The following is a 24,944-nucleotide window of genomic DNA, read 5'->3' as shown; positions in this document are numbered from 1 at the left end:
GTTTTTTCAAAAGGGAAAAAGAGGTCGCACGACCTCGCGGGATCGTGTGGCATTGTACTGCTAAACCTCGGTATCCTTAACCATTCGAATCTTGTTTCTAGAGGACTCCGATGTTCCGTATCGTGACTTTCAACGCCAACGGCGTGCGTTCCGCACTGACCAAGGGCTTCTTCAATTGGTTTCAGGCCCAGAACGCGGACGTGCTCTGCATCCAGGAACTCAAGGCTCAGGAGAAGGACATCCCTGCCGAGGTCGCCGGGCTTCCTGGCTATCAGGCCTTCTTCCACTGCGCCGAAAAGAAGGGCTACTCGGGCTGCGGCATCTGGTGCCGTCGGAAGCCCGACGAGGTCCGCTACGGATTCGGCGATCCCGAGTTTGATGCCGAAGGCCGCTATGTTGAGGCGATCTTTGGTGATCTCAGCGTCATCTCCTGCTATTTCCCATCGGGCTCCTCGTCCGAGGAACGTCAGGAGGCGAAGTTCCGCTTCCTCGCATCCTTCCTGAAGCACATGGACGAGCTCAGGACCTCCGGCCGTCGCGTCATTCTCTGCGGCGACGTGAACATCGCCCACAAGGAGATCGACCTCAAGAACTGGAAGGGCAACGTCAAGAACTCGGGCTTTCTTCCCGAGGAACGCCAGTGGCTGACGGATCTGTTCGAGAAGCACGGTTGGCGCGACGTCTTCCGTCTTGTCGACGCCAGACCCGAGCAGTACACCTGGTGGAGCCAGCGCGGTCAGGCGCGTGCCAAGAACGTCGGCTGGCGCATCGACTATCATCTGGCCACCGAAAACGTGGCGGCCGCCGCCCGCGCTGCGTCGATTTATCCGGACGAGAAGTTCTCGGATCATGCGCCGCTCACCATCGACTACGACTTTTCTCTCGAGGACTGACGAATGCTGCTCAAGGACGTGCTTTTTTCCCAGGGCTTCGGCACGCGCTATGACTGTGCGGCCATGGTGGCCTCCGGTGCCGTTGAAATCGCAGCCGAAGTGCACGACGATCCCGACGAGGACGTCGAGACCGAAGGTCTCGTCTTCCGCTGCCTCGGCACCGACTGGCCGTACTTTGAGAAGGCGATCATTGCGCTCAACAAGCCTGCGGGCTACGAGTGCTCGATGAAGCCTTCCGCTCATCCCTCCGTCATGACGCTGCTGCCAAGTCCGCTTCGCCGCCGCAACATGCAGCCCGTTGGCCGTCTCGATGTCGATACGACGGGCGTGCTGATCTTTACGGACGACGGCGCGCTGCAGCATCGTCTCATCCATCCCAAGCGCCACGTCTCGAAGATCTACGACGTCGTCTGCAGGCATCCCGTGGATGAGAAGACTCGCGAAAAGCTCATGGCGGGCGTCGTGCTCGACGACGATCCCAAGCCCGTGGCCGCCAAGGACGTGGAGATCCTTGACGAACACCATCTTCGCATGACGCTCGTGCAGGGCAAGTACCATCAGGTCAAGCGCATGATCGCAGCGTGCTCGAACCGCTGCGACGGCCTTCACCGCTCCGCCTTCGGCCTCTACGTGATGCCCGAGACGCTCAAGCAGGGCGAATGGGTCTGGCTGACGAAGAAAGATCTGGTCTAAATGAACGTCAGGGCGCTGATATCCGACTTTCGTGTCTACCTGCAGCCTCAGCCTGTCAGGATGTTCCTGCTTGGCTTCAGCTCGGGACTTCCCCTGCTGCTTATTCTGGGCACGCTCAGCTTCTGGCTGAGGGAGGCGGGGGTTGATCTGAAGACCATCGGCTTCTTCAGCTGGATCGGACTCGTCTACGGCTTCAAGTGGGTGTGGGCGCCGGCCGTCGACCGTCTGCGCATTCCCGTGCTCGGGCGCCTGCTCGGGCGCCGTCGCTCCTGGCTCCTGCTGTCCCAGGCGGGCGTCATTGCGGCGTTGGCGGGCATGGCGGTGTCGGATCCCCTGCATCACCTGCAGGGTATCATGGTCTTTGCGCTCATGTGCGCGTTCTTTTCGGCGACACAGGACATTGCGCTCGACGCCTACCGCATCGAGTCTGCGGACTCGAATCTGCAGGCCGTGCTCGCCGCCATGTACCAGACGGGCTATCGGCTGGCCATGATCTGGGCGGGCGCAGGCACGCTCGCGCTGGCGGCCTGGAGCGCAGGCGGAGAGACGGGCTACTTTCCGCATGCCTGGGAGTTCGCCTATCTCGGCATGGCGGCGTCCATGTGCGTGGGCGTGCTGACGGTGCTCTTCGTGAAGGAGCCCGAGGCACCCGTCCGGCCCGTAGAAGCCGTGAGCCGCTCGTGGCCCGAGCGCTTCGCTATCAATGTTGTCGCGCCCTTCAGGGACTTCTTCGTGCGCTTCGGCTGGGGGGCGGCGGGCATTCTGCTGTTGATCGCCACCTACCGCATCTCCGACATCGTCATGGGCGTGATGGCCAACCCCTTCTATTCGGACACGGGCTTCACCAAGGAGGAGATCGCGACGGTCTCCAAGGTGTTCGGCGTCGTGATGACGCTCGCGGGTGCTTTCGTGGGCGGCATCGTGACGATGCGTCTGGGAATTCTCAAGACGATGGCCGTCGGTGCGGTCCTTGCCGCCGTGACGAACCTTCTCTTCGCCGCACTGGCCGGCATTGGTCACAACGTAGGATTTCTCATCTTCACGGTGTCCGCCGACAACCTTGCGGCAGGTCTTGCGAGCGCGGCCTTCATCGCGTACCTCTCAAGCCTTACGAACAAGGCCTATTCTGCGACGCAGTACGCGCTCTTCAGCAGCCTGATGCTGCTTCTGCCGAAGTTCATCGCAGGCTTTTCGGGCGTAATGGTCGAGAGCCTCGGCTATCAGGGCTTCTTTCTCCTGACGGCATCGATGGGCGTGCCCGTGATCCTGCTTGTCTGGTGGGTGAGCAGGCAGGCGCGCGCCCGGGAGCTGATGAGCGGCGGGCGCGCGGAGAAGTAGTCTCGTGCCTCAGTGGCGTCGGCCGCCCTGCGGACGGCGCGGGCCCTTCGGAGCGGGCTTCTTCTTGGGAGGCTCCTCCTTCTTTTCGAAGCCGCGGGTGACGGCTGCGATTTCCGCGACGCTTTCCGCGATGTCTTCAAGCGCCTGGTCAAGGTTCTCGATCGGGCTTTCCAGATCAAGGTCCGCCTTGATTTCCGCAAGGTCGCCCGCCACGTCGTCGGGCAGATGACGGAGGATACCGAGCAGGGCGCCGTTGATGCGGTCGTCCGTGCTGTCCTTGAGACCTTCCCAGCGGTTGATCACTTCGGAGAAGCCGAGGGCGAACGGAATGACGGCGGCCACGCTGTCGGCGCCCCGCACGGGACGGCCGCGGTTGTCCTCGATCTCGTAGATGATCGGATCGATGGGGCGGCAGCGCGCAAGCGTCGTGTCGATGGAGCGGTAGCGGCGGTAGATGAGTTCCTCCAGACGGTCCTGTTCGTCGGGATCCGCCAGAGCGGCGTCCTGACGGGCCTGGGAGTCGAAGATGTAGGGCATCCAGTCGCCGGGAGACGGCTCGTCGGGCAGGCACAGAAGCGCGGTGAGGAAGCCGTCCATGTAGTCGGGCTCCATCGGCTCGAACGGTTCGGGCATGGCGGCAAGCAGTTCGCCGAGTTCGACGAACTCGTCATCGTTCAGCGGTTTTTCGTAGGAATTGCTCATAGGGTAGTGGACGGATCGGCGACCTTCCTGTTCTGGAAGGCCTCCTCCTCCTGAATAAAGGATTGATGGACGGCCTTGGCGGATCGGCGTCGCAGCACGCTGGCTGCGAAGACTTCGGCCTTGGCCCTGTCGGTCTTCAGAATTCGCTTCTTGATGGCGGGAATCTGGGTGAGCGTCATGGAAAGACGCGTGCATCCGAGTCCGATGAAGAAGGGGACGAGTTCCGGTCGGGCAGCCATTTCACCGCATACGGACACGCTCTTGCCTGCCTGGTGGACCTGTCTGACCGTCGTGGCGATCATGCGCAGCACGCTCGGGTGGCACTCGTCGTAGTACTTTGAAACCGCTGCATTCGTTCGGTCGACGGCCAGCGTGTACTGCACGAGGTCGTTGGTGCCGAGCGAGAAGAAGTCGAGGACGGGAATCAGGTCCTTGAGCATCATGACGGCGGCGGGAACCTCGACCATTCCACCGAGCGGAACGTCGGCGGTGAACTTCTGGCCTTCGGCGGCAAGTTCGCTGCAGGCCAGCGAGATGAATTCGCGCACCCTGCTGACGTCCTCGGGCGATGTGACCATCGGCAGCAGGATTCTGACATTGCCCGACCCCGTGGCGGCGGCGCGCAGGATTGCGCGAAGCTGCGTGACGAAGAGCTTCGGATGCGCAAAGCAGAAGCGCAGGCCCCTGAGGCCGAGCGAGGGATTCAGCTCCTCGAGCGGTCCGGTGGTGAGCTTTTCGAGGGCGTCCTGCGACATGACCTTGTCGCCGCCGAGGTCGGCCGTGCGAATCACGACGGGCTGGCCCTTCATCGAGCGGATGACGCGGCAGTACGCGTTGTACTGCTCGTCTTCGCAGGGAAGGTCGTCGCGGTTCATGAAGAGGAATTCCGTGCGGAAGAGCCCGACGCCGTCCGCACCCGCGCGATGGACGTCCTTGACGTCCTCGGGGAGCGCGATGTTGGCGAAGAGCTTGATCGTGTGTCCGTCGAGCGTGACCGCGTCAAACTGCTTGAGCTTCTTGAGGCGCTTCTTCTCGGCGGTCAGAAGCTTCATGCGCTGGCGTGCGTTCCTGCGCTTTTCGGCGGAGGGGCTCAGGTCGATGAGCTCTTCGTCCGCGTTGAGCAGGACGGGCACGTCGGTCTCGAGGATCTCGCAGGCGCCCTTGACGCCGACCAGAGTCGGAATTTCAAGCGAGCGCGCAAGAATGACGGCATGACTCGTAATGCTGCCTTCCTCGAGGATGATGCCCGCGATGTCGAGGTCGTCTCGGCCGCGCAGAAGCAGCATGTCGGCGGGATCGAGCTGGTCGGCCACGAGAATGATCGTCTCGTCAAGGCCTTCCGCTTCAAGAAGGCTTGAGGCGGAGCGCCTGCCCGTGAGCACGCGCTGCACGCGCAGGACGACGTGCGCGATGTCCTTGATGCGTTCGCGGATGTAGTCGTCCTCGATGGACTCGAAGTCTCGTCGCGTCTTTTCAAGGCGCAGCGACAGCGCCCATTCGGCGTTGACGAGCTTTTCCTTGATGATGTCGACGGTCTCCTCGATCAGGGTGGGGTCTCGAAGGATGGTGCGGTGCACGTCGATGAACGCCGCCGCCTCGGCCGGCATGTCTTCGTCGGCGGAGTCGATCAGGGCGCCGAGCTGCTTGTCGACGGTGGCGATGGCGGCGCGCAGGCGCTGGATTTCGCCGCGGGTTCCGGTCTTTTCGATGACGAACTGCGGGATCTCCAGATCGCCGGCGGAGAATTGCTGGCAGAGGCCGTAGGCGATGCCGGGATAGACGCTGATGCCCGTCAGCTTTTCGGGAGGCGGTGCCTGTTCTTCGACTGTGGAGGACGCAACGAGGGGTTCGTCACTCATGGTGGATTCTCCGTCTTAGGCTTGTTCGCCGAACTTGTTGTCGAAAAGGGCGGTGATGTCCTTGATGGCGCTGTCTTCGTCGGGACCGTCCGCCGTGACGGTGAGCGTCGTGCCTGCGGGCACGGCCATCGTCATGAGGCCGAGAATCGACTTGGCATCCACGCTGTGGTTGTTGTGCGTGAGCGTGATGGAGGATTTGAAGAAGCCTGCGGTCTTGGCGAGCAGGGCGCAAGGACGGGCATGGAGCCCGAGCTTGTTGAGCACGGTGAGCTGCTTAGTTTGCATTGACAGTGTCCTTGATGGCGGAAGGCTTGCCGCAGGACGTGGAGATGCCGCCTCGCGCGGCTCCCTCGGCGATGACGGCAATGCGGGCCGCGCATTCCTCGTGATGACTGAGAGCGGTGATGAGTGCGGGCAGATTGACGCCCGTGATGACGCGCACCTGCGGATTGTCCAGAAGACGATGGGCGATGTTGGAAGGCGTCGCGCCGAGAACGTCGGTGAAGACCAACACGTCCTGATTCGCGGGGAAGTTCGAGATGAGCCTGCGGGCTTCCGCCTCGCCTTGCTCGGCGTCCACGTCGCAGGGCACGTCGAAGACTGCGATGGAGTCGCAGAAGGTGTCGCCCGTGGCGCTGAAGATGTGCCGGGCACAGCTTTTCAATGCGCTGGCCAGCGGCTCGTGGGCGATGATGCAGATCCCTGCAGACACAGAAGGCTCCGTTAGGTACGATAAAATCCAGTGGGTATGTTATGCGAAGTAGTGTAACCCAAGGTTGTGATCGGGAGTGTCTTCTATGTCTCTGGTGCTTTTTTCATGCCGTGCCACAGGGCCGTTCATTATGTTCGAGGAAACGGCCAGGCGGGTCTTCAAGGTGCTCGGCCGCCCGTGGACCGAAACAGGCGCCTTCTCCTGCGACGAGCTGCCCGAAATCCTGAGGATCCTTGATGAGGAGGCCCGCAAGGACAAGGAGCGCCTTGCGCAGATCGAGGCCGAGCGGGAAAGGAAGCTTCGCGAGTCGACCTACGACGAGGAGCTCCGCATGCGCGAGGAGGAGAAGGAGGAGAAGAGGAACTCCGTCGAGAAGATCAATTTCTTTCAGCGCGTCGTGCCTCTCCAGTCGATGATCAAGCGCGCCATCAAGCACGGCGACGCCATCATGTGGGGCCGTCCGTAGGACTGCACGTCGCAGGCGGCCTCACCGCCTGCATCAGATTCGCCAGAAGTTCCGCGTGAAGATCGCGAACACGGTGAAGATCTCCAGGCGCCCGATGAGCATCAGGAAGGAGCAGACGGACAGCTGGATGTCGCTCAGGTCCGCATAGTTTCCCGTCGGGCCGACGCCGCCGAGGCCCGGGCCGATGTTCGAAAGCATGGCCCATGCGGCGCTGATGGCGTCCCCGGGGGGGAGTCCCGCCAGAAGCAGAACGGCTGCGCCGATCACGAAGGACGTGAGCCAGACCATGAAGTAGGCCAGCACGGCGATGCAGACTTTTTCGTCGATCGGCGTCTTGTTGAGCGTGAGCGGAACCACCGCCTTCGGATAAAGCAGCTTCGTCATTTCCCTTCGGATCATGCCGAGGATGATCAGCAGGCGCACCATCTTGATGCCGCCGCCCGTCGAGCCTGCGCACGTCGAGAACGCTGCGGCGACCAGCAGGAGGACGGGCAGGCCGAGCGGCCAGGAGGCGTAGTCGACCGTTGCGTAGCCCGTCGTCGTGATGACGGAGACCACTGAGAAGAGCGCGTGGCGCACGGTTTCGGCCGACGTTTCGTAGACGTGCGCGTCGGCGAGCACGATGATCGTGAGGGCCGACATCAGGGCGGCCGTTGCAATCCAGGCCTTCGCCTCCGCGTCCTGCAGGTAGATCAGGAAGTTCCTGCGCCTCCATACCATGAAGTGGAGGGAGAAGTTGAAGCCGCTGATCAGCATGAAGACGATGGCGACCGCATCGACGGCGGGACTGTTGAAGTATGCGAAGCTTGCGTCATGCGTGCCGATGCCCGAGAGGCTGACGGTCGTCATCATGTGCATGATGGCGTCTTCCCATTCCATGCCTGCCAGATGGTAGGAGATCGCGCAGGCGACGGAGACGCCGAGATAGATGATGTAGAGCGCCTTGGCCGTGTCGGCGATGCGGGGCGTCAGGCGGTGCTCCTTGAGGGGGCCCGTCGTCTCGGCCTTGATGATCTGCGAGCCGCCCACGCCGAGCAGCGGGAGAATGGCCACGGACAGCACGATGAGGCCCATGCCGCCGATCCACGAGAGGAAGCAGCGCCAGCCGTTCAGTGATACGGGAAGCTTGTCGAGTCCCGTGAAGACCGTTGCGCCCGTCGTCGTGAGGCAGGACATCATCTCGAAGTAGAGCTGTGCAAAGCTCATGTCGGGGCGTTCGATGATGAAGGGAATCGTGCCGAAGAGCGGCACGGAGGTCCATATCAGTGTCACGAGAAGAAAGCCGTGCCTTGAAGTCAGCTCCCGCCGCCAGCGACGGGTCAGAAGCATCAGGACCACGCCCGTGGCGAGCGTGATGAGAAAACACGTCAGAAAGCTGTCCGCCGCGCCGTCCTGCTTTGAGACGGAGAGCGTGAACGGAATGAGCAGCGCCGCGGCGAGCCAGATGAAGACGGGCCCAGAGGCATTGAGCACCGGCAGCAGCAGATAGCGGATCGTGTTGAACATGGCGTCAGGCCTCCTTAGAAGAAGCCGACATTGACCGTGAAGAGTCGTTCGATCTTCGGGATGAGCTTCTTGGAGGGCACGAAGACGATCACGTGGTCCTCCGCCTCGATGACGGTGTCCTTGTCGCCCATCAGTACGAGCGCGTTTTCATCGTTGCCGCGGATCAGGGCTCCGATGGCGCAGCCTTCGGGCAGCGAGATGCTGCCAATGCGCCTGCCGACGACCTTGGAGCTTCTGCGGTCGCCGTGGGCGACGATTTCGAGCGCTTCGGCCGCGCCGCGTCTCAGGCTGTAGGCGGCCGCCACGTCGCCGCGGCGCACGTGGCGGATCAGCTCGCCGAGCGCGGCGGTGGTGGTCGACAGCGTGATGTCGATCTGGCTGCCCTGCATGAGGTCGCCGTAGGCCTTGCGGTTGACGAGCGCAATGGTCTTGCCTGCGCCGAGCTTCTTGGCCAGAAGAGCGCCGAGGATGTTGTTCTCGTCGTTTTCGGACACGGCAATGAACAGGTCGCACGTCTCGATGCCTGCGGCGTCAAGCACGTCCTCGCTGGTGAAGTCGCCCTCGATCAGCATGGCGGCATCGCCGAGCTCGCGGGAGAGGCGCTTCACGACGTTGCGGTCATTCTCCAGAATCCTGATGTCGAAGTTGCCGCCCGGACGGTTTTCGCCGGTCTTGAGCATGCGCGCGAGATTGAGGGTGAAGCTGGGCTTTCCCGCAATCATGATGCTGTGCACGGGGCGCTCGCGATGGCGCAGCTCCGCCATGACGCGCCTGGCGTGTCTGGTGTCGCACAGACAGATGACCTCGTCGCCTGCCTCGACAATGGTGGAGGCGTTCACCTCCAGACGGCGGTTGCGGCGGAAGATGGCCACGATGCGTGCGGGAACCTGAGGCAGATGCGTGAAGAGTTCACGGATCGGGCGGCCCACCAGCGGACTGCCCGACTTGGCGCGCACGGCGATGAGGCTTGCAAGCCCTTCTCCGAATTCCTGAACCTGAATGGCTTCGGGAAAGTCAATGAGCTTGATGAGATAGCTCACGAGCGCCTGCTCGGGCCAGATGATGGACGTTGCTTCAAAGCCTTCCTCGCCCAAAATGCGGGGATAGTCTCGAAGCTCGTTGTTGCGGACGCGGGCGATGCGGGTCGGAATGTTGAAGATGCGGGCGCAGAGCATCGTTACGACGAGGTTCGTCTCGTCGCTCGAGGTGACGGCGATCAGCATGTCCGTATCGGCCGCGCCTGCATCGGTCAGCACCTGCGGGCTGGTGGCGTTGCCCACGACGCCGCGCAGGTCGAATCTCGATTGCAGGGATCCGATGCGCTCGGCGTCCTGGTCAACGACGGTGATGTCGTTGGCTTCGGAGACCAGACTCTCGGCGACCGAGCTGCCGATGCGGCCTGCGCCCACAATCAGGATTTTCATGAGTCGTCCGAGCCGTTATTCACGTCGGTGGTTTTCTGATGGATCTGGAAGCACTTCTTGTTGTCGGGAGTGTCCGAGGTCTCCTCGGAAAGATCTTCCATCGTGTCGCCAGCCGCCATGTGATCGGATTCATCCTTTCTGGTGGTTTTCTTGAGCTCCAGGCCGAGCTGGCGAATCTTGCGGTAGAGGTGAGTGCGCTCCAGACCCGCATGCTTGGCAAGCATCGTGACCGAGCCGCCGTAGAACTGGGCGACGCGGGTGATGTAGGCGCGTTCAAGACTGTCGCGAAGCTCACGCAGCGGCAGGTTGAGGTTGAACTCGAAATGGAGTTCGGGAACGTCGATGATCGGCAGGCGGGCCTGAGGACCGATGCGAAGCGGCACGTCCGTGAGAATGAAGTGGTCGCAGAACCTGGACTTGTCGTTGAGGTTGGCGAGCGAAACATTCAGAGGGGAGCAGGAAGCTTTTTTCCAGCCCGCCAGAGCGACGCTGGCGGCCTTGGCCTGTTCGTTTTCGCGGGGACGCGAAACCTTTTCGTGCTCCCAGAACTGGATCATCTGCTTGCACGTCTTCAGAAGCTGCTGCATCGAGATCGGCTTCTCGAGGAAGTCCATTGCACCGAAGCGCGTGGCCTCCATTGCGGTTTCAATGGTGCCGTGGCCTGACATCATCACGATGGGGCACCTGACGGTGTTATGCGAATACCACTCCTTGAGCAGGGAAATGCCGTCCATGTCGGGCATCCAGATGTCAAGGAGAATCAGGTCGAAGTCGTGCTTGCCAACTAGGCTCTGAGCGATTTTGGCATTTTCTGCGGTCAGGACTTGGTAGCCCTCGTCCTCCAGAATCTCTGAAAGGAGCTCGCGGATGCCGTATTCATCGTCAACGATCAAGACTGTATGCATGTTGTGGCTCAGTTGGAAATTGGGTTGTGCTCTAGTCGAGAGACTTTGAAGACAATTTCGACAGATGCGCCGAGAATCTCGCCGGTTTCTTCGTTGCTGCGGTTCTTGAGCTTGATGGCGGCGCCGTGGTCGTCAAGGATCTTCTTCACGATCGGCAGGCCGAGCCCCGTTCCCGTCGGCTTGGTTGTCACATAGGGGTCAAAGGCAGCATTCAGGATTTTATCCGTAAAGCCGGGCCCATTATCCTCAATAGAGAGTTTAACAGCGCCGATTGCGCCTGCATGGTATTGGGATTCCAGCGCTTCCGTTCTGATCGAAATGCGAACGAGCTCACCTTCCGTCACGGCCTCGAGGCTGTTGGAAATCAAATTGTGGAACACCTGCCTGAGTTGGGCGGGGTCCGCGTCGATCTCCGGCAGCCCCTCTCCGGGGACGAAGCTGATGGCGTGACCTGCATCGTGGTAAAGCTGCAGGACGGTTTCCATGAACTCGTTGAGGTTCAGCGGGACAAGGGATGCGGCGGGCATGCGCGCGTACTCCCTGAAGTCGTTGACCATCTGCCTGAGCGTGTCGACCTGCTCGATGATGGTGTTGGTCGTCCTCTGGAGAAGCTGCAGGTCCTTTTCCTCGGTCAGCTTGGCGTGAAGCTTCCAGGCCAGCCTTTCGGCGGAAAGCCTGATGGGCGTGAGCGGATTCTTGATCTCGTGCGCAAGGCGGCGGGCGACCTCGCCCCAGGCGGTGGCTCGCTGCGCCTTCATGAGGGCGGTCACGTCGTCGAAGACGAGCACGGACCCCGTCTGGGTGCCGAGTTGCATGAGCGTAGTTTTCAGGTAGAGCGGAATCGTCACGCCGTTCTGTTCAAGCTCGAAGTCGAGGGGTTCGGGGGCCGTGCCGATGCTCTCCCTGTGCTGATATTCCTCGAGGGTCGAAACGAATTCGGGCAGCGTATCGCGAAGGGAGGCGCCCGTCATCACGTTCTGCTCGCCCATGATGCGGCGTGCCGCCTGATTGGCCGTGACGACCGTGTACCAGTGGTCCACGACCACGACGCCCGACGAAATGTTGCCGAGCACGCGCTCCAGAAACGCCTGGGCCTGCTCGGCCTGCAGGCGCTGCAGCTCGAGGCCGCGTCTGGCTTCGGACACTTCCTTGATCATCGAGTTGAAGGAGCGGGTCAGCACGTTGATTTCGTCGCCGCCCTGGAACTCGCGGATCGGCATGAAGTCGCCCGTGGCCACGCGTCTGGTGCCTTCGGCAAGTTGCATGACGGGCGACGTCGTCCTGCGTGCAAAGGACAGCGCAGCGAGAACGCTCGCGAAGACGGCGAGCAGGACGATGAGCGAGAGCGTCAGCGCGTAAAGCGTGGCCATGGAGCTCTGGCTGTAGGCCAGCTGCTGGTACTCGCGGTAGCCTGCGACGAGCGTGGCCGCATGAAGCCCGATCGTCTTGTCGACGGGCTGGGTCAGCTGCAGGAAGAGCTGCTGGCTGCTGGCGGTCTTGGCAAGCAGTCCCGTGGTCTTGAAGTCGGAGAGGGACGGAGCGTGCAGCGTCGAAATGGGGATGATGACGCGTATGCGTAGGTCGCTTGAGCCGCCTGTCGCTTCAGGAGCCTCGAAAAGCGTGTCGCCGTCGACGATGCTGTAGATGCCCGTCGTCTTGGCGGTCTTGAGCTGGAGCTGCGAGGGCAGGTCGGGCATCAGCACGTTGATGCGGGAGCCTGCAGCCGCCACGGCGGAGCCCGTGCTTGTGAGGACAAGAGCCTCGGTTCCCGAATGCGGCTCCAGAAGCTTGAGCAGGTCGTGTAGCATCAGGGAGTCGGGCGTCCCGGCGAGTGCATCCGCGAAGTCACGTGCCAGCTCCTGCGTGGACTGTTCCTGCTTGGCGAGCATCTCCTGCGTGATGCGAACGCCTGCGTCGAGCGAGGCCTCCACGCGTGGAGAGAAGGAGTCCTGAAGCGAGCGGCTGATGAAGGCCGTGGAGATCGCATAGACAGTCAGCGTCGGCACCACGCTGATGAGGGCCGTCGTGAGCGCAAGCTTCGCCGTCATGTGCGAGCCGTACTGCTTTGAGCGCTGGCGTCTTGCCAGACGCAGGCACAGCGTCGTCACGACGCAAAAAAGGACGGCGGCGATGACGGCGTTCAGGACGAGCAGGAACGGGAAGTACCTGTCGAACAGCTTGGGATTGAAGAGACTGATCGCCAGCCCGAGCATGGCGATGCTCGCAAAGGAGATGGCGATCAGGGTGCTGTAGCGTAACCAGCGGGGCATGGCTGTCTCTTACTCCGCGGGAGCGATGACTTCCGCAGGAATCGGAAGTTCTATCCAGTCGCTGGTGAGCGTCCAGTCGCTACTGCCCGTGTTGACGACCTGCATCGGCTTGGGAAGCTTGTCCGTGTCCAGATAGAAGCGCAGTTCGGCCGCGTAGTCCTCCGCATTGCGCACGGCGTTCGAGGGACCGACGCGCCAGCGCCTGATGTTCTTGATGTAGGGCAGGGCCTGTTCAAGCGTGTCGAAGGAGAGCGAAAGCCCGTTGTAGGAGAGGCGGTAACGGCGCGTGAGCGGATCGAACGCCAGACGGATCATGAAGCGGCAGCGGATCGTGGCCTTGTCGATCCAGTACCACCGCTCCTTGTAGAGCCTGAATTCGTGAACGAAATAGAGCGCAATGCCCCTGTGAAGCGCCTCGGAGAGCGCCTGAGGCAGGTCAAACTCAAAGGAGGAGCTCAGGAAGAGGCCCGACCGCTCGCCAGGTTCGTCAAGCGTGAGCGCGGCGCGCATGAAGGTCGCGTCGGCCGCCCGCGCCTCGGGCGCGGTCATGGACGAAGCGCCGAGCGCCGCGAGCAGCGCAAGTTTCAGGGTCTGGCGTCGGGTCGCTTTGTACATGTCAGGCTTGCTTTTCCAAAAGGGCATAGAAGAAGCCGTCATGCACGGTGGGCAGCTGGGCGTCGGAGCGCCATTCTCCCGATTCCTCGGGCAGAAGAGTCAGCATGCCGTCATTGCCTGCAAACAGGGGAACGAGACGGGCGTCGGGCGTTGCGGCCAGGAATGCCTTCATCTGTCCCGTGCCTTCTTCGGGGAAGATCGAGCACGTGGCGTAGAGCATCCTGCCGCCCTTGCGGAGCAGGGGCCAGAGCGTCTTGAGGAGCCTCTTCTGTTCTGAGGCGAGCTTCTTGATGTCGTCGGGGCGACGGAGCCACGGCGTGTCGGGCTGGCGGCGCACCACGCCGCTTGCCGTGCACGGCGCGTCAAGCAGAATGGCGTCGAAGGGCTTGCCGTCCCACCAGCTTGCCGTGTCGCCGGCGTCAGCCGTTCGAATGTCGGCCTTGAGTTTGAGTCGGTCGAGAGTCTCGCGAACCTTGACGGCTCGGGCGGGATCGATCTCCAGCGCAGTCATGGCGCAGTCCGCGCGCTCGAGAATGTGGGCGGTCTTGCCGCCGGGAGCCGAGCAGGCGTCCAGCACCCGGTCGCCCGCCTTCACGGGCAACAGATGCGCAGCAAGCTGCGTTCCTGCATCTTGAACGGAACTCAGCCCGTCGGCAAAGCCGGGAATGCGGTCGACGGGGACGGGCGTGACGAGTTCGATGGCCTCGGGGCCGACTCGGCGGGCTTCAAGCCCTGCAGCCTTCAGCCGGTCAAGATAGTCTTCGACGGTCATGAGGCGGACGTTGACGCGCAGCGTCATCGGAGGATGACGCGTGCCCAGCTCCAGAATGCGGTCCGCATCCTTTGGATAAATCGTGCGGATGCGGCCAATCCACCAAGCGGGAGCATTGAAGCGGACCTCGTCGCGGGAGGCGATCTTCTTTTCCAGTTCATCCTTCTTGCGCAGATAGCGGCGGAGCACGGCGTTGATGAAGCCTGAGGCGGCACGGGTCTGCGGGTTCGCCTTGGCCGCCGTGACCGTTTCGGACACGACGGTGAAGACTGCGAGCCTGCCGAGCGAGAAGGCGGCGAAGGCGGTCTCGAGCACGGAGAGCACCTCGGCCGAGGGCTGGCGGCTGCAAAGCAGTCCGACGAGTGCGGTCGTTCTCGCGCAGCGGCGCACGCTCTCATAGATGAGCGCCTGTGCGGCGGGACGGCTTTCCAGCGGGACGTTGAGAAGCGCAGGTCGGATGACGGAGTTGAGCGAGGCGCCTGCGCGCAGCTGCGTGCGTGCGGAGGCGACGGCGCTCACGATTTTGGAAAAAGGCGCCTGCTTGTGCGGCGCGGACGCGGCGATGCTCACTTGACGACCTCACCAACGGTAAAGGGCAGGCTCTGAAGGAAGGGACCGAAGGCCATCTTGGGCTTGCCGGGCTTCTGCAGAACCGTGGCGCGAAGAGCGCCTTCGCCGCAGGCGATCACAAGACCATTCGTCGTGTCGAGCACTTCGCCGGGATGACCAGAGAGCTCGAGCGCTTCGGCCTGCCAGATCTTGACGGGGACGCCGTCCTTGTCGAATACAGTTCCCGGGAAGGGATTGAATGCGCGAACCTTGTTGGCGAGGACTTTTGCGGGAAGGGTCCAGTCGATGACGGCTTCCGTCTTCAGAAGCTTCTCGGCATAGGTGACGCCTTCCTCGGGCTGGGGCGTCCAGTCGAGTTCGTCCGGCGTCCTGAGGGATTCGACGAGGAGCTCTGCGCCGAGTTCGGCCAGGCGCATCATGAGCGTGTCGGAGGTGTCCTCCTGCGTGATGGGCGTGCGCACGGTGCGGATCATCGGACCCGTGTCAAGGCCCAGCTCCATCTTCATGAGCACGACGCCGCTTTCCGCATCTCCGGACTCGATGGCGCGCGCAACGGGCGCGGCGCCGCGCCAGCGGGGCAGAAGGCTGCCGTGGATGTTGATGGCGCGGATGTCGCCGTTGCGGCCGATGCCCTTGGCGCAGTCGAGAACAGCCTGCGGAAGAATGAGGCCGTATGCGGCCACGACGAGCAGGTCGGCGCCGACGGCCTTGAGGTCCGCGTGAATGCGGGCGGACTCTTCGGGTGCCTTCTTCAGGCTCAGCGTGACCGGCGTGATGACGGGAATGCCGTGCTCAAGGGCGAGCTTCTTGACGGGCGAGGGAGTGAGCTTCATGCCGCGGCCGCTCGGGCGGTCGGGCTGCGAGAGAACGAGGGCGATCTCGTGTCCCGCGTCAATGAGGTGCTTGAGCGCGACGGCCGCGAAGTCGGGCGTGCCTGCAAAAATGATCTTCATACGTTTGGACTCCGGCGACGCTGGATGGGGAGCGTTTTCAAGTGTCAAAATACAATGATGGTACTAGTGTACGGTACTTTAGGCAGAGAGGCGCAAAGAGAGAAACGACGTGGACGCACTTTATTACAACGGATTCAAGCTGGCCTACCGGCGCTATGGCGCCTCGGATGCGCCCGCCGTCGTGCTGATCATGGGCCTTGGCATGTCGAGCGCCGCTTGGCCGACAAGCCTCATCGCACACCTTGTGCGGGAAGGCTTTCAGGTCATCACGCCCGACAACCGCGACTGCGGGGAGAGCTCCCGCTGCACGGACATGAAGGCGGACGGAAGAAACGTGGCCTCAGCCGTGGCGCAGGCGCTTCTGCGCCGAAAGGTGACGAGCGCCTACGCGCTTGAGGACATGGCGCTCGACGTGGAGCGCCTCCTCAATCACCTGTCGATACGCAGGGCGCACATCGTCGGCATCTCCATGGGCGGCATGATCGCACAGGTGGCGGCCGTGCAATCCCCCAATCGCGTGGCATCGCTCACGTCGATCGCCTCCGCTTCGGGCAACCCGAGAACGGGATTCGGTCGTCTCAATGCGGTCTGGACTCTTCTGAGAAAGCCCGACAATCTGAATACGGAGGAAGGACTGAGGGATTACTTCGCCCGCGTGTTCACCACCCTTTCAGGGCCGGCGTACAAGCCGTCGGGCGAGGAACTCGAGAGCATGCTGGGCATGCTGGGGAGCCTGCACTACGATCCTGACGGAACGGCGCGGCAGCTGCTGGCCATTCTGGCGAGTGGGGACAGGTCCTGGCAGCTCAGGCGTCTGGCGGCGCCCTCGCTGATCATTCACGGCACGGCGGATCCGCTTCTGCCGCTTGCGGCAGGCAGGGAGACCGCAGATCTGATTCCCAACGCACGCTTCGAGGTGATCGAGGGCATGGGGCATCAGCTCCCCGAGGCTCTGGTGCCCGAACTTGGCGCGCTCATCGCGGAGCACTGCCACAGGCATCCTGCCTGACGCGGCCTGCGCCGCTCAGGCTCAGGCCTGCTTGTCGTTCTTGCGAAGCTTGCGCAGCTTCGTCTTGGCGCGGTCCTTCTTGAGGCGGCTGAGATGGTCGATGAAGACCGTGCCGTCAAGGTGGTCAAGCTCATGCTGCAGGCAAACGGCGAGAAGGCCGGTGGCCTCGATTTCGAAAGGTTTGCCGTCAAGGTCTTGGGCGCACACGGTGACGCCATCGGGGCGGCTCACCTTTTCATAAAGTCCCTTGAGGGAAAGGCAGCCTTCTTCGAATTCGGCAAGCTCCTCCGTGTGGGACTTGATGTAGGGATTGACGAGGACGAGAAGGTTGTTCTTCTCGTCGGTGATGTCGATGACCACGATGCGCTTGAGGCTGCCCACCTGATTGGCCGCGAGCCCGACGCCGGGGGCCGCATACATGGTTTCGGCCATGTCGGCGGCAAGCTTGCGGAGCTCGTCGTTGAACTCGGTGACGGGCTCGGCCTTGGCAGCCAGAACGGGATCGGGATATTGGATAATGGGCAGAAGAGCCACGAGACGCTCCTAGAAAGAGTTGAACTTGTAAAACCGTCTATTTTAGATCAGAACTGCCGTCCGGACTCAAGAGGGCGGGCGGATTCACCACGGGAAGGGACATGACGCCTGAAACGGGCCGCGAGGCCGAATGTTGGATCAAGCTTTCTCTGCTTACTGTGCTTTCGGTGCCTGAGATCCTCAGGCTCCTGCAGCAGACGGGCGGCGTCGAGGCGCTTTTCGACGCCTCGTCGGGAACCCTGACGAAGCTTGCCGGCGAGACGGCGGCGCGCGAGATCCGCGAGGTTAATTCGAGCGGAGAGGCGGAACGCATCCTGTCGTGGCTGTCCGAAACGAAGGGAGTCGGCTTCATCACACTGGCCGATCCCCGCTATCCCCGCCTCATGATCGAGGCGGGCGCCGCGCCCGTGCTTCTCTGGTACCGCGGTGACGCGGGCCTTCTCGCCAAGCCCGTGCTTACGGTGGGCGGCAGCACGCACCCCGACAGGGAGGCTCTGTACAATGCGGAGGTTTTCGGCGAGGCGCTCGGAACCCGCAACGAGCTTCTGCTCTCGACGGGGCACTTTCCCGGAACGGAGACGGTGTTTCTCGCAAGCGTGCTCCGCACAGGCGGCAGGGCGCTCGTCTGGCAGCCCTGCGGACCCGACAGGGTCTGGCCGTCCGAGGGACGAGATCTTCTCCACGAGCTTCTGGACAAGGGAGGCCTCATCATGACCGCCGTTGCGCCGGGGTTCGGATTCTCGCCCGAGGGGCGGGAGCTGCAGACGTGCTGCCGCATGGCCTCCGCGCAGGCGCTTCTGGCGCTCAATGCAGGCACGGGCTCCCATCTCTTCAGCCTCGCGAGAACGGCGGCCGACTGGGGCAGGGACGTCATGGCCGTGCCGGGGTCCATCCACTCTCCCTTCGCCAGGGGATGTCACAGGCTGATCCGTCAGGGAGCGAGGCTTGTCGAGTCTTCGGACGACATTCTTGCCGAGCTGCGTCTGGCAGGGAGTTGAGTCCGGCTGCCTGTAGTTGGTACGCTATGAATATTTGCACGAGGGCATTCCCTGCGGCGTCTGTTGCATAATGATGTCCAACGCAGGCGCATGCCGCCATTCATTTGTTTTCAGTTTGCTGTGCCCGCCGGTTCCACGATAACTGCGGTCATGGAGATGCATCGTATGTCCTTATCTCTTGTCATTGCTGAGAAGCCTTCCGTTGCAGGCGATATTGCGCGAGCTCTCGGGGGCTTCACGCGCGACGGCGACTTCTGGGTCCGTGACGACATGGTGATCGGCTCCGCCGTCGGTCATCTGCTCGAAATTACTGCGCCCGAAGAGTTTGATGTCAAGCGCGGCCGCTGGACCTTCAAGAACCTTCCCGTGTTGCCGCCCTACTTCGATCTCAAGCCGATCAAGAAGTCCGAAGAGAAGCTCAAGGCTTTGTCGAAGAAGATCCGAAGCCGTGCCGTGACCGAAGTCATCAACGCATGCGACGCGGGACGCGAGGGTGAACTGATCTTCCGCTACATCATGCAGTCCTGCGGCAGCAAGAAGCCCGTCAAGCGTCTCTGGCTCCAGTCCATGACGAAGAACGCCATTCAGGAGGGCTTCCGTCATCTGCGCACCGACGATGAGATGAAGCCCCTTGAGGCCGCCGCCCGCTGCCGATCCGAAGCCGACTGGCTTGTCGGCATCAACGGCACGCGCGCCATGACCGCCTTTAACTCCAAGGAAGGCGGCTTCTTCCTGACGACCGTCGGCCGGGTTCAGACGCCGACGCTCGCGATCGTCGTCAAGCGTGAGGAGGAGATCAATGCCTTCGTGCCCAAGGGCTACTGGGAGGTTTCCGCCGTGTTCGGCGTCTCCGCGGGCGAATACGAGGGCATCTGGATCGACCCGAACTTCCGCAAGGACAAGGATGATCCCGACCGCAAGGCCGAGCGCCTCTGGACGGAGGACGAGGCCCGCAGGATTGCCGCGGCCTGCCGCAACGGCATGGGCAAGATCGAGGAGACCTCGAAGCGCTCCCGTCAGCTTTCGCCCCTGCTCTTCGACCTGACGAGCCTGCAGCGCGAGGCCAACAGCCGCTTCGGCTATTCCGCCAAGACGACGCTTTCCATCGCGCAGGCGCTCTATGAAAAGCACAAGGTTCTCACCTATCCGCGAACCGACGCCCGCGCGCTTCCCGAAGACTACATGCCGACCGTGCGCGACACGCTCAACGCACTGGGCGGCCTCACGGACTACGCAGCCTTCTCGTCCAAGATCCTGACGCAGAACTGGGTTCGTCCGGACAAGCGCATCTTCGACAACACGAAGATCAGCGACCACTTCGCCATCATTCCGACGGGGCAGCTTCCGAAGACTCTCAATGAGGTCGAGCAGAAGATCTTCGATCTGGTCGTGCGCCGCTTTCTGGCCGTCTTCTATCCTGCGGCCGAGTATGACGTGACGGTCCGCATCACGACCGTCGGCGCCCACCAGTTCAAGACCGAGGGCAAGGTGCTTGCCGAGCCCGGCTGGCTCGAAGTGGCCGGCAAGGGCCGTACCCAGCGCGAGGCGCTTACTCCCGTCAAGCCCGGCGAACCGGCCGCCGTGAAGGACGTCGTCGTTTCCACCATGCAGACCAAGGCTCCCGCCCGCTACACGGAAGCCACGCTCCTGAGCGCTATGGAGACCGCAGGCAAGAAGCTTGAGGACGACGAACTGCGCGGCGCCATGGCCGACAAGGGCCTGGGCACACCTGCCACCCGCGCCTCGATCATCGAGGGCCTGATTGAGCAGAAGTACATGCGCCGTGAGGAGCGCGATCTGCATCCGATGGCTAAGGCCTTCCAGCTCATCACGCTGCTCAAGGGGCTCAAGATCGCCGAACTGAGCGAGCCGCGCCTCACCGCCGAGTGGGAGCAAAAGCTGCGCCTCATCGAGGAGGGCAAGTTCCAGAGCGACGAGTTCATGCGCGAGATCCGACGCCTGACGGAGAATGTCGTCAACATGGCCAAGCAGTACGAGGGCAACAGCGTGCCGCTTGAAAATCCGCGCCGCATTGAGGCGCCCTGTCCGCAGTGCGGCGGCGAGATCGTCGAAAACTACCGCCGCTTCGCCTGCACGACGCCCGGCTGCGAGTTCTCGATTGCCAAGCATCCTTCGGGCCGCATGCTCGAACAGGCTGAGGTTGAAGAGCTCCTCAACACGGGGCGCGTGGGACCGCTTTCCGGCTTCATCAGCAAGCGCGGCTTCCCGTTTGAGGCCGAACTGATTCTCAAAAAGGACGAGACCGACGGCCTCTGGAAGATGCAGTTCGACTTCGGCGAGGAGGAAAAGGCCGAGGTGACGGACGAGGAGATCGAAAGCGCTCCCGTCGTCGGCGTCTGCCCGTGCTGCGGCGCCCGCGTGCTTGAAATGCCCGCAGCCTACCAGTGCGAGAAGAACATTCGCGGCGAAAAGAAGTGCACGTTCCGCATCAGCAAGACCATCCTTTCCCGCGACATCACGTCCGAGGAGGTCACGGAACTCCTTGCCAACAAGCGCACGCAGTTGCTCTCGGGCTTCATCTCGAAGAAGAGCAAGCGCGCCTTCAAGGCCTTCCTCATCGTGAAGGGCAACGGCAGCATCGCGTTTGAGTTCCAGCCGAGCAAGAAGGACGCCGAGGCGACCGAATCCGGCGAGGAGAACTCCGAGGCCAAGCCCCGCAAGACGACCCGTAGGACGACCAAAAAGAAGACGGCGGCCGAATAAGTCCGGACCCGTCTGAAGAAAAAGAAAGAGGAGCCCCGATCAGGGCTCCTCTTTCTTTTCAGGCGGAACGAATGGCGCCTTAGTCGGCCTTGGCAGGCTCTTCCGCGTCGGCGACGGGCGCGGGGCGCTTGTTGCGTGTCACGAGGATCTGGTCGATCTTGTTGTTGTCGACGTCGATCACCTCGAAGGTGTAGCCAGCCCAGACGACCTTGTCGGTCCTCTTGGGGATCTTGCGCAGCATGTACATCATGAAGCCCGCGACCGTCTCGTAGGTCGTGTCCTCGGGGAACTCGTCGATGTCGAGCGCATGCTCGAGGTCGTCGATCGGCGTGGAGCCGTCGACAAGCCACGTGCCGTCCTCACGCTCGACGATCTGAAGTTCGTCAGCGTTGACGACGAGCTCGCCCATCACGGTGCTCATCACGTCGTTGATCGTGATGACGCCGACGACCAGGGCGTACTCGTTGAGAATGACGGCGAAGTCGGCGCGGGAGCGCTGGAAGACGTCGAGCACTTCGGAAAGCGTCAGGCTGTCCGGAATGAAGGGGCAGGTCTGGACGACGCCGGGCTCCTTGAAGGAGATCGGCTTGTTGTTGAGGACCTGTCGCAGGATGTGCATGCTGTCGACGTAGCCGATGATGTGGTCGAGGTCCTTGTCGCAGATGAGGAAGCGGTTGTACGGGACGGAAGAGATCTTGACGCGTACCTCCTCCTCGGGGTCGTCGAGCGTGAAGAAGACGATGTTCTCGCGCGGCGTCATGGCCGAGGGCACGAGGCGGCTTTCAAGGTCGAACACGTTCTGGATGACGGCTTCCTCCTGCGGAGCAAGCACGCCGGCGGCCGTGGCGGCGCCGACGCTCGCGAGAATGTCCTCGGACGTGATCGTGTCCTGACGCTTCGTCGAGAAGCCGAGCGAGCGCATCAGCGCGTCGGAGAACTTTTCAAGCACGAAGACGAGCGGGCGCAGGAGCTTGATCATGACGAAGGTCGGACGGACGACGGTCATGGCCGTTTCCTCGGGCTTGGCGACGGCAAGGCGCTTCGGGAGCAGGTCCGCGAAGATCACGAAGAGAAGCGTGGCGAGTACGAAGGAGATGACGAAGTCGACGCCGTGAATCTGTTCGGGGGTGAACACGAACGAGAGGCACCACTTGAAGAACGGCGAGAAGGCGGCTTCGCCGACGACGCCGCCGAGAAGGGCGAGGGCGTTCGTGCCGATCTGGATGGCGGAGAAGAACTGGCCGGGATGTTCCTGCAGGTCGAGGACGAGTCGGGCGCGGCGGTCGCCGTCGTCCGCAAGTACGTTGAGTCTGGAGCGGCGGGCGGAGGCGAGGGAGATTTCAGCGCAACTCAGAAAGGCGCTGAGACAGACGAGGATGAAAAGGGAAAACAGCTCTGTGTAAACGGACATAAGTCGGAGCGGGAGTTTGAAGAGTCTGCCATTGTAACACGAGGATTTGCCAAACCCTGTGCTTTACAGGCTTTTTGTGAGCGAACGCGTGATTTGGCGACATTTTGAGGTGCGTTTCTAGGCAGAACGAAATAGGTGGGTTGTTCATGATTCGATGTGGGACAAATTTTGCTTGGCGTTTGCAGGAGTGTCTGTAAACTTAAGGTCATTGACGCCCGAAGCCCTGCCGCGACTTTCCCTCGAAGTGCCGGGACACAGGCAGAACAACTCGATCCCGAAAGGAAGGAACTCGAAATGAAGATGAAGCTTTTGTTCGTTGCAGCACTGCTTGCCGCAGGTGCCGTTGCCATGCCTGCCGTCGCTGGCGTCACGCTTGACAACGTCAAGAAGCGCGGCCACGTGCTCTGCGGCGTCAACACGTCCGCTCCGGGCTTTTCCAGCGCCGACAGCCAGGGCAAGTGGCGCGGCCTCGACGTCAACATCTGCCGCTCCGTGGCCGCCGCCGTTCTCGGCGACGCCGACAAGGTCAAGTACGTTCCGCTCAGCTCTCCGCAACGCTTCACCGCCCTGCAGTCCGGCGAAATCGACGTGCTCGCCCGCAACACCACTTGGACGATGACGCGCGACGCCAGCCAGGGTTCCGTATTCGTGGCCGTGTCCTACTATGACGGCCAGGGCTTCATCGTTCCGAAGGAATTCGGCATCAAGACCGCCAAGGAGCTTGACGGCGCCACGGTCTGCGTCCAGTCCGGCACGTCCTCCGAAAAGACGCTGGCCGACTACTTCAACTCCCACAAGATGAGCTACAAGACGGTGGTGTTCGACACGACCGAAGCCACTCAGTCCGCCTTCCTGTCTGGCCGCTGCCAGGTCTACACGACCGACATGTCCGACCTCGCAGGCATGCGTACGCTCGCTCAGGATCCGTCCAAGTACGAGATTCTTTCCGAAGTGATCTCCAAGGAGCCTCTCGGCCCGGCCGTCCGCCGCGGTGACGACGAATGGTTCCAGATCGTCCGCTGGTCCTTCAACACGATGGTCGAGGCCGAAGAACTCGGCATCACGAAGGCCAATGCCGACGAACTGCGCAAGACGAGCGCCAATCCGAACCTCCAGCGCCTGCTTGGTCAGAGCGACGACATGGGTAAGCTGATCGGTCTCGACAAGGAATGGTCGTACCGTATCATTAAGCAGGTCGGCAACTACGGCGAGTCCTGGACCGAGTTCTTCGGTCCGAAGACACCGCTCAACCTGCCCCGCGGTCTGAACCGCTTGTGGACGGACGGCGGCCTGATGTACGCTATGCCGATCCGCTGATCCGCATCCTCGGCTGCCGACCGGCAGCCCGTTGTTTAGTACAGAAGGCTCCAGAGGACGCTCTGGGGCCTTTTGTCAGTCAAAAAAAAAATCATGCTATCCAGGGAATCTTTTGGTATCTACGGCGACGCTGCTTGGAAGGAGCGCGAGAAGGCCAGAAAGCGCCGCGAATATACGATTCAGGCCGTGCTGATCCTCATCCTCGTGGGCTTCCTTGCCGCCGTCTCGATGAACGTGGCGGACAATCTTGCAGAACGCCACATCAACAGCGGCTTTGCCTTCCTCGGCAATCCCGCCGGATTCGACATCGGTGAGGCGCTGATCCCATTCACCAATACGGATCACATGTCCAGAGCCTTCCTGGTGGGTATGCTCAACACGATCAAGGTCTCCGCAGTCTCCATCATCGCGGCGACCGTGCTCGGCGTCGTCGTGGGCCTCATGCGCCTCTCGCGCCATCCGATGCTCCGCTTTCTGGGCACGGCGCACGTCGAGTTCTACCGCAACATTCCGCTTCTGGTCCTGCTCCTTGCCGTCTATCTAGCCGTGACGGAACTCCTGCCTGCCGGCCGCACGGCCCTGCACGTGGGGGACTGGGTCTTCCTCTCGAAGAGCGGCCTTCAGTACGCATCCCCCCTGATGGGCGGATGGGCCATGTGGATCGCCGCAGGTGCGGGCGCCGCATGCGGCTTCGCATCGGCCTTCTTCGCCCGCAGACGCATGACGGGACTGATGGCCAACACGACCGGCATTGCCGTGTTCGCAGGCGTCTTCATCGTCGCCTGGGTGCTCTGCGGCGTCGTCTCGGGATGGGATCATCCCGTGCAGACGCGCTTCGCGCTCAGGGGCGGCAGCCAGATCTCTCCTGAATTCCTCGCGCTCTCGCTCGGCCTCACGCTCTTCACGTCGGCCTCCATTGCGGAGATCGTCCGCGCAGGCGTTCTGGCCGTCAAGGCAGGCCAGTGGGACGCAGGGCTTGCGCTCGGCATGACGATGACCGAGACCGTGAGCTACGTGATCTTCCCGCAGTCCATGCGACTGGTGATTCCGCCGCTTGCAAGCCAGTACATGAACCTCACCAAGAATTCGTCCCTTGCGGTGATGGTCGGCTATCCCGACCTCGTCAACATCGGCAACACCGTGATCAACGTGAGCGCTCAGGCGCTTGAGGTCATCTGCATCATCATGGCCGTCTATCTGACGCTCAATCTCGTCATCTCGGTTGTGATGAATGCTCTCAACGCCCGCATCATGCGGGCCCCGCAGTAAGGAG

General features: G+C 62.2%; 22 protein-coding genes. 9 read left to right on the top strand and 13 right to left on the bottom strand.

From position 1 onward, the window contains the following. The first annotated feature begins 110 nt into the window (after positions 1-110). From HMPREF9465_RS03285 to HMPREF9465_RS03275, 3 genes are read left to right on the top strand one after another with little or no spacing between them, the layout of a single operon-like run. A complete protein-coding gene (locus HMPREF9465_RS03285; protein ID WP_005434107.1) occupies positions 111-893 on the top strand; it encodes an exodeoxyribonuclease III in 783 nt (260 codons plus the stop codon). A 3-nt stretch (positions 894-896) separates the two neighbouring features. Beyond that, entirely contained in the window at positions 897-1,586 is a 690-nt protein-coding gene (locus HMPREF9465_RS03280) for a 16S rRNA pseudouridine(516) synthase (protein ID WP_005434106.1), read from the top strand. After that, positions 1,587-2,924, top strand: coding sequence for an AmpG family muropeptide MFS transporter (locus HMPREF9465_RS03275; protein ID WP_005434105.1), 1,338 nt, complete (start codon positions 1,587-1,589; stop codon positions 2,922-2,924). It begins immediately after the preceding gene. A gap of 9 nt (positions 2,925-2,933) precedes the next feature. On the opposite strand, the gene HMPREF9465_RS03270 is transcribed toward HMPREF9465_RS03275, so the two are convergent. Genes HMPREF9465_RS03270 through HMPREF9465_RS03255 form a run of 4 tightly spaced genes read right to left on the bottom strand, consistent with a single transcriptional unit; the run spans position 2,934 to position 6,197 of the window. Further along, complete coding sequence (locus HMPREF9465_RS03270; RefSeq protein WP_005434104.1) at positions 2,934-3,626, bottom strand: YecA family protein; 693 nt, start codon at positions 3,624-3,626, stop codon at positions 2,934-2,936. Then, positions 3,623-5,485, bottom strand: a complete 1,863-nt coding sequence (gene ptsP, locus HMPREF9465_RS03265; RefSeq protein ID WP_005434103.1) for a phosphoenolpyruvate--protein phosphotransferase — start codon at positions 5,483-5,485, stop codon at positions 3,623-3,625. Before ptsP ends, HMPREF9465_RS03270 begins: the two co-directional genes overlap by 4 nt. 15 nt (positions 5,486-5,500) lie before the next feature. Beyond that, entirely contained in the window at positions 5,501-5,770 is a 270-nt protein-coding gene (locus tag HMPREF9465_RS03260; RefSeq protein ID WP_005434102.1) for an HPr family phosphocarrier protein, read from the bottom strand. After that, positions 5,760-6,197, bottom strand: coding sequence for a PTS sugar transporter subunit IIA (locus HMPREF9465_RS03255; RefSeq protein ID WP_005434101.1), 438 nt, complete (start codon positions 6,195-6,197; stop codon positions 5,760-5,762). The genes HMPREF9465_RS03260 and HMPREF9465_RS03255 overlap by 11 nt, the downstream gene beginning before the upstream one ends. A gap of 85 nt (positions 6,198-6,282) precedes the next feature. Between HMPREF9465_RS03255 and HMPREF9465_RS03250 the strand changes: the two genes are divergently transcribed. Continuing rightward, complete coding sequence (locus HMPREF9465_RS03250; protein WP_005434100.1) at positions 6,283-6,663, top strand: DUF1840 domain-containing protein; 381 nt, start codon at positions 6,283-6,285, stop codon at positions 6,661-6,663. Positions 6,664-6,696: 33 nt separating this feature from the next. On the opposite strand, the gene HMPREF9465_RS03245 is transcribed toward HMPREF9465_RS03250, so the two are convergent. Genes HMPREF9465_RS03245 through fmt form a run of 7 tightly spaced genes read right to left on the bottom strand, consistent with a single transcriptional unit; the run spans position 6,697 to position 15,678 of the window. Beyond that, a complete protein-coding gene (locus HMPREF9465_RS03245; protein WP_005434099.1) occupies positions 6,697-8,169 on the bottom strand; it encodes a TrkH family potassium uptake protein in 1,473 nt (490 codons plus the stop codon). A gap of 14 nt (positions 8,170-8,183) precedes the next feature. Beyond that, complete coding sequence (gene trkA, locus HMPREF9465_RS03240; RefSeq protein WP_005434098.1) at positions 8,184-9,593, bottom strand: Trk system potassium transporter TrkA; 1,410 nt, start codon at positions 9,591-9,593, stop codon at positions 8,184-8,186. Beyond that, positions 9,590-10,498, bottom strand: a complete 909-nt coding sequence (locus HMPREF9465_RS03235; RefSeq protein WP_005434097.1) for a response regulator — start codon at positions 10,496-10,498, stop codon at positions 9,590-9,592. Before HMPREF9465_RS03235 ends, trkA begins: the two co-directional genes overlap by 4 nt. Before the next feature lie 8 nt (positions 10,499-10,506). Further along, positions 10,507-12,768, bottom strand: coding sequence for an ATP-binding protein (locus tag HMPREF9465_RS03230; protein ID WP_005434096.1), 2,262 nt, complete (start codon positions 12,766-12,768; stop codon positions 10,507-10,509). Between the two features lie 9 nt (positions 12,769-12,777). Then, positions 12,778-13,383, bottom strand: coding sequence for a DUF4390 domain-containing protein (locus HMPREF9465_RS03225; protein WP_005434095.1), 606 nt, complete (start codon positions 13,381-13,383; stop codon positions 12,778-12,780). A gap of 1 nt (position 13,384) precedes the next feature. Next, positions 13,385-14,725, bottom strand: coding sequence for a 16S rRNA (cytosine(967)-C(5))-methyltransferase RsmB (gene rsmB, locus HMPREF9465_RS03220; RefSeq protein WP_005434094.1), 1,341 nt, complete (start codon positions 14,723-14,725; stop codon positions 13,385-13,387). Continuing rightward, positions 14,722-15,678: a methionyl-tRNA formyltransferase gene (fmt, locus tag HMPREF9465_RS03215; RefSeq protein ID WP_005434093.1), complete on the bottom strand. Its 957-nt coding sequence runs from the start codon at positions 15,676-15,678 to the stop codon at positions 14,722-14,724. The genes rsmB and fmt overlap by 4 nt, the downstream gene beginning before the upstream one ends. A 109-nt stretch (positions 15,679-15,787) precedes the next feature. On the opposite strand from fmt, the gene HMPREF9465_RS03210 reads away from it, so the two are divergent. Further along, positions 15,788-16,687, top strand: coding sequence for an alpha/beta fold hydrolase (locus HMPREF9465_RS03210; RefSeq protein ID WP_005434092.1), 900 nt, complete (start codon positions 15,788-15,790; stop codon positions 16,685-16,687). Positions 16,688-16,708: 21 nt separating this feature from the next. On the opposite strand, the gene def is transcribed toward HMPREF9465_RS03210, so the two are convergent. Further along, positions 16,709-17,221, bottom strand: coding sequence for a peptide deformylase (gene def, locus HMPREF9465_RS03205; protein WP_005434091.1), 513 nt, complete (start codon positions 17,219-17,221; stop codon positions 16,709-16,711). Positions 17,222-17,322: 101 nt separating this feature from the next. On the opposite strand from def, the gene HMPREF9465_RS03200 reads away from it, so the two are divergent. Both HMPREF9465_RS03200 and HMPREF9465_RS03195 read left to right on the top strand, forming a co-directional pair. Then, positions 17,323-18,219, top strand: a complete 897-nt coding sequence (locus HMPREF9465_RS03200; protein ID WP_005434090.1) for a DNA-processing protein DprA — start codon at positions 17,323-17,325, stop codon at positions 18,217-18,219. A 165-nt stretch (positions 18,220-18,384) separates the two neighbouring features. Further along, positions 18,385-20,943 carry a DNA topoisomerase III gene (locus HMPREF9465_RS03195; protein ID WP_005434089.1) on the top strand — a complete coding sequence of 853 codons (2,559 nt, stop codon included), beginning with the start codon at positions 18,385-18,387 and terminating at the stop codon, positions 20,941-20,943. A 79-nt stretch (positions 20,944-21,022) separates the two neighbouring features. Here the strand turns inward: HMPREF9465_RS03195 and HMPREF9465_RS03190 are convergent, their stop codons facing one another. Further along, on the bottom strand, positions 21,023-22,354 hold the full coding sequence (locus tag HMPREF9465_RS03190) for a hemolysin family protein (protein ID WP_005434088.1): 1,332 nt from the start codon (positions 22,352-22,354) through the stop codon (positions 21,023-21,025). Positions 22,355-22,648: 294 nt separating this feature from the next. Between HMPREF9465_RS03190 and HMPREF9465_RS03185 the strand changes: the two genes are divergently transcribed. Both HMPREF9465_RS03185 and HMPREF9465_RS03180 read left to right on the top strand, forming a co-directional pair. After that, positions 22,649-23,671, top strand: coding sequence for an amino acid ABC transporter substrate-binding protein (locus tag HMPREF9465_RS03185; protein ID WP_005434087.1), 1,023 nt, complete (start codon positions 22,649-22,651; stop codon positions 23,669-23,671). 93 nt (positions 23,672-23,764) lie between these two features. Beyond that, positions 23,765-24,940 carry an amino acid ABC transporter permease gene (locus HMPREF9465_RS03180; RefSeq protein ID WP_005434086.1) on the top strand — a complete coding sequence of 392 codons (1,176 nt, stop codon included), beginning with the start codon at positions 23,765-23,767 and terminating at the stop codon, positions 24,938-24,940. Positions 24,941-24,944 lie beyond the last annotated feature (4 nt).

It is taken from the genome of Sutterella wadsworthensis 2_1_59BFAA, assembly GCF_000297775.1.
Lineage (GTDB): Bacteria > Pseudomonadota > Gammaproteobacteria > Burkholderiales > Burkholderiaceae_F > Sutterella > Sutterella wadsworthensis_A.
Note: the sequence above shows the minus strand (reverse complement) of the source record. Positions and strands in the feature narration are given on the sequence as shown.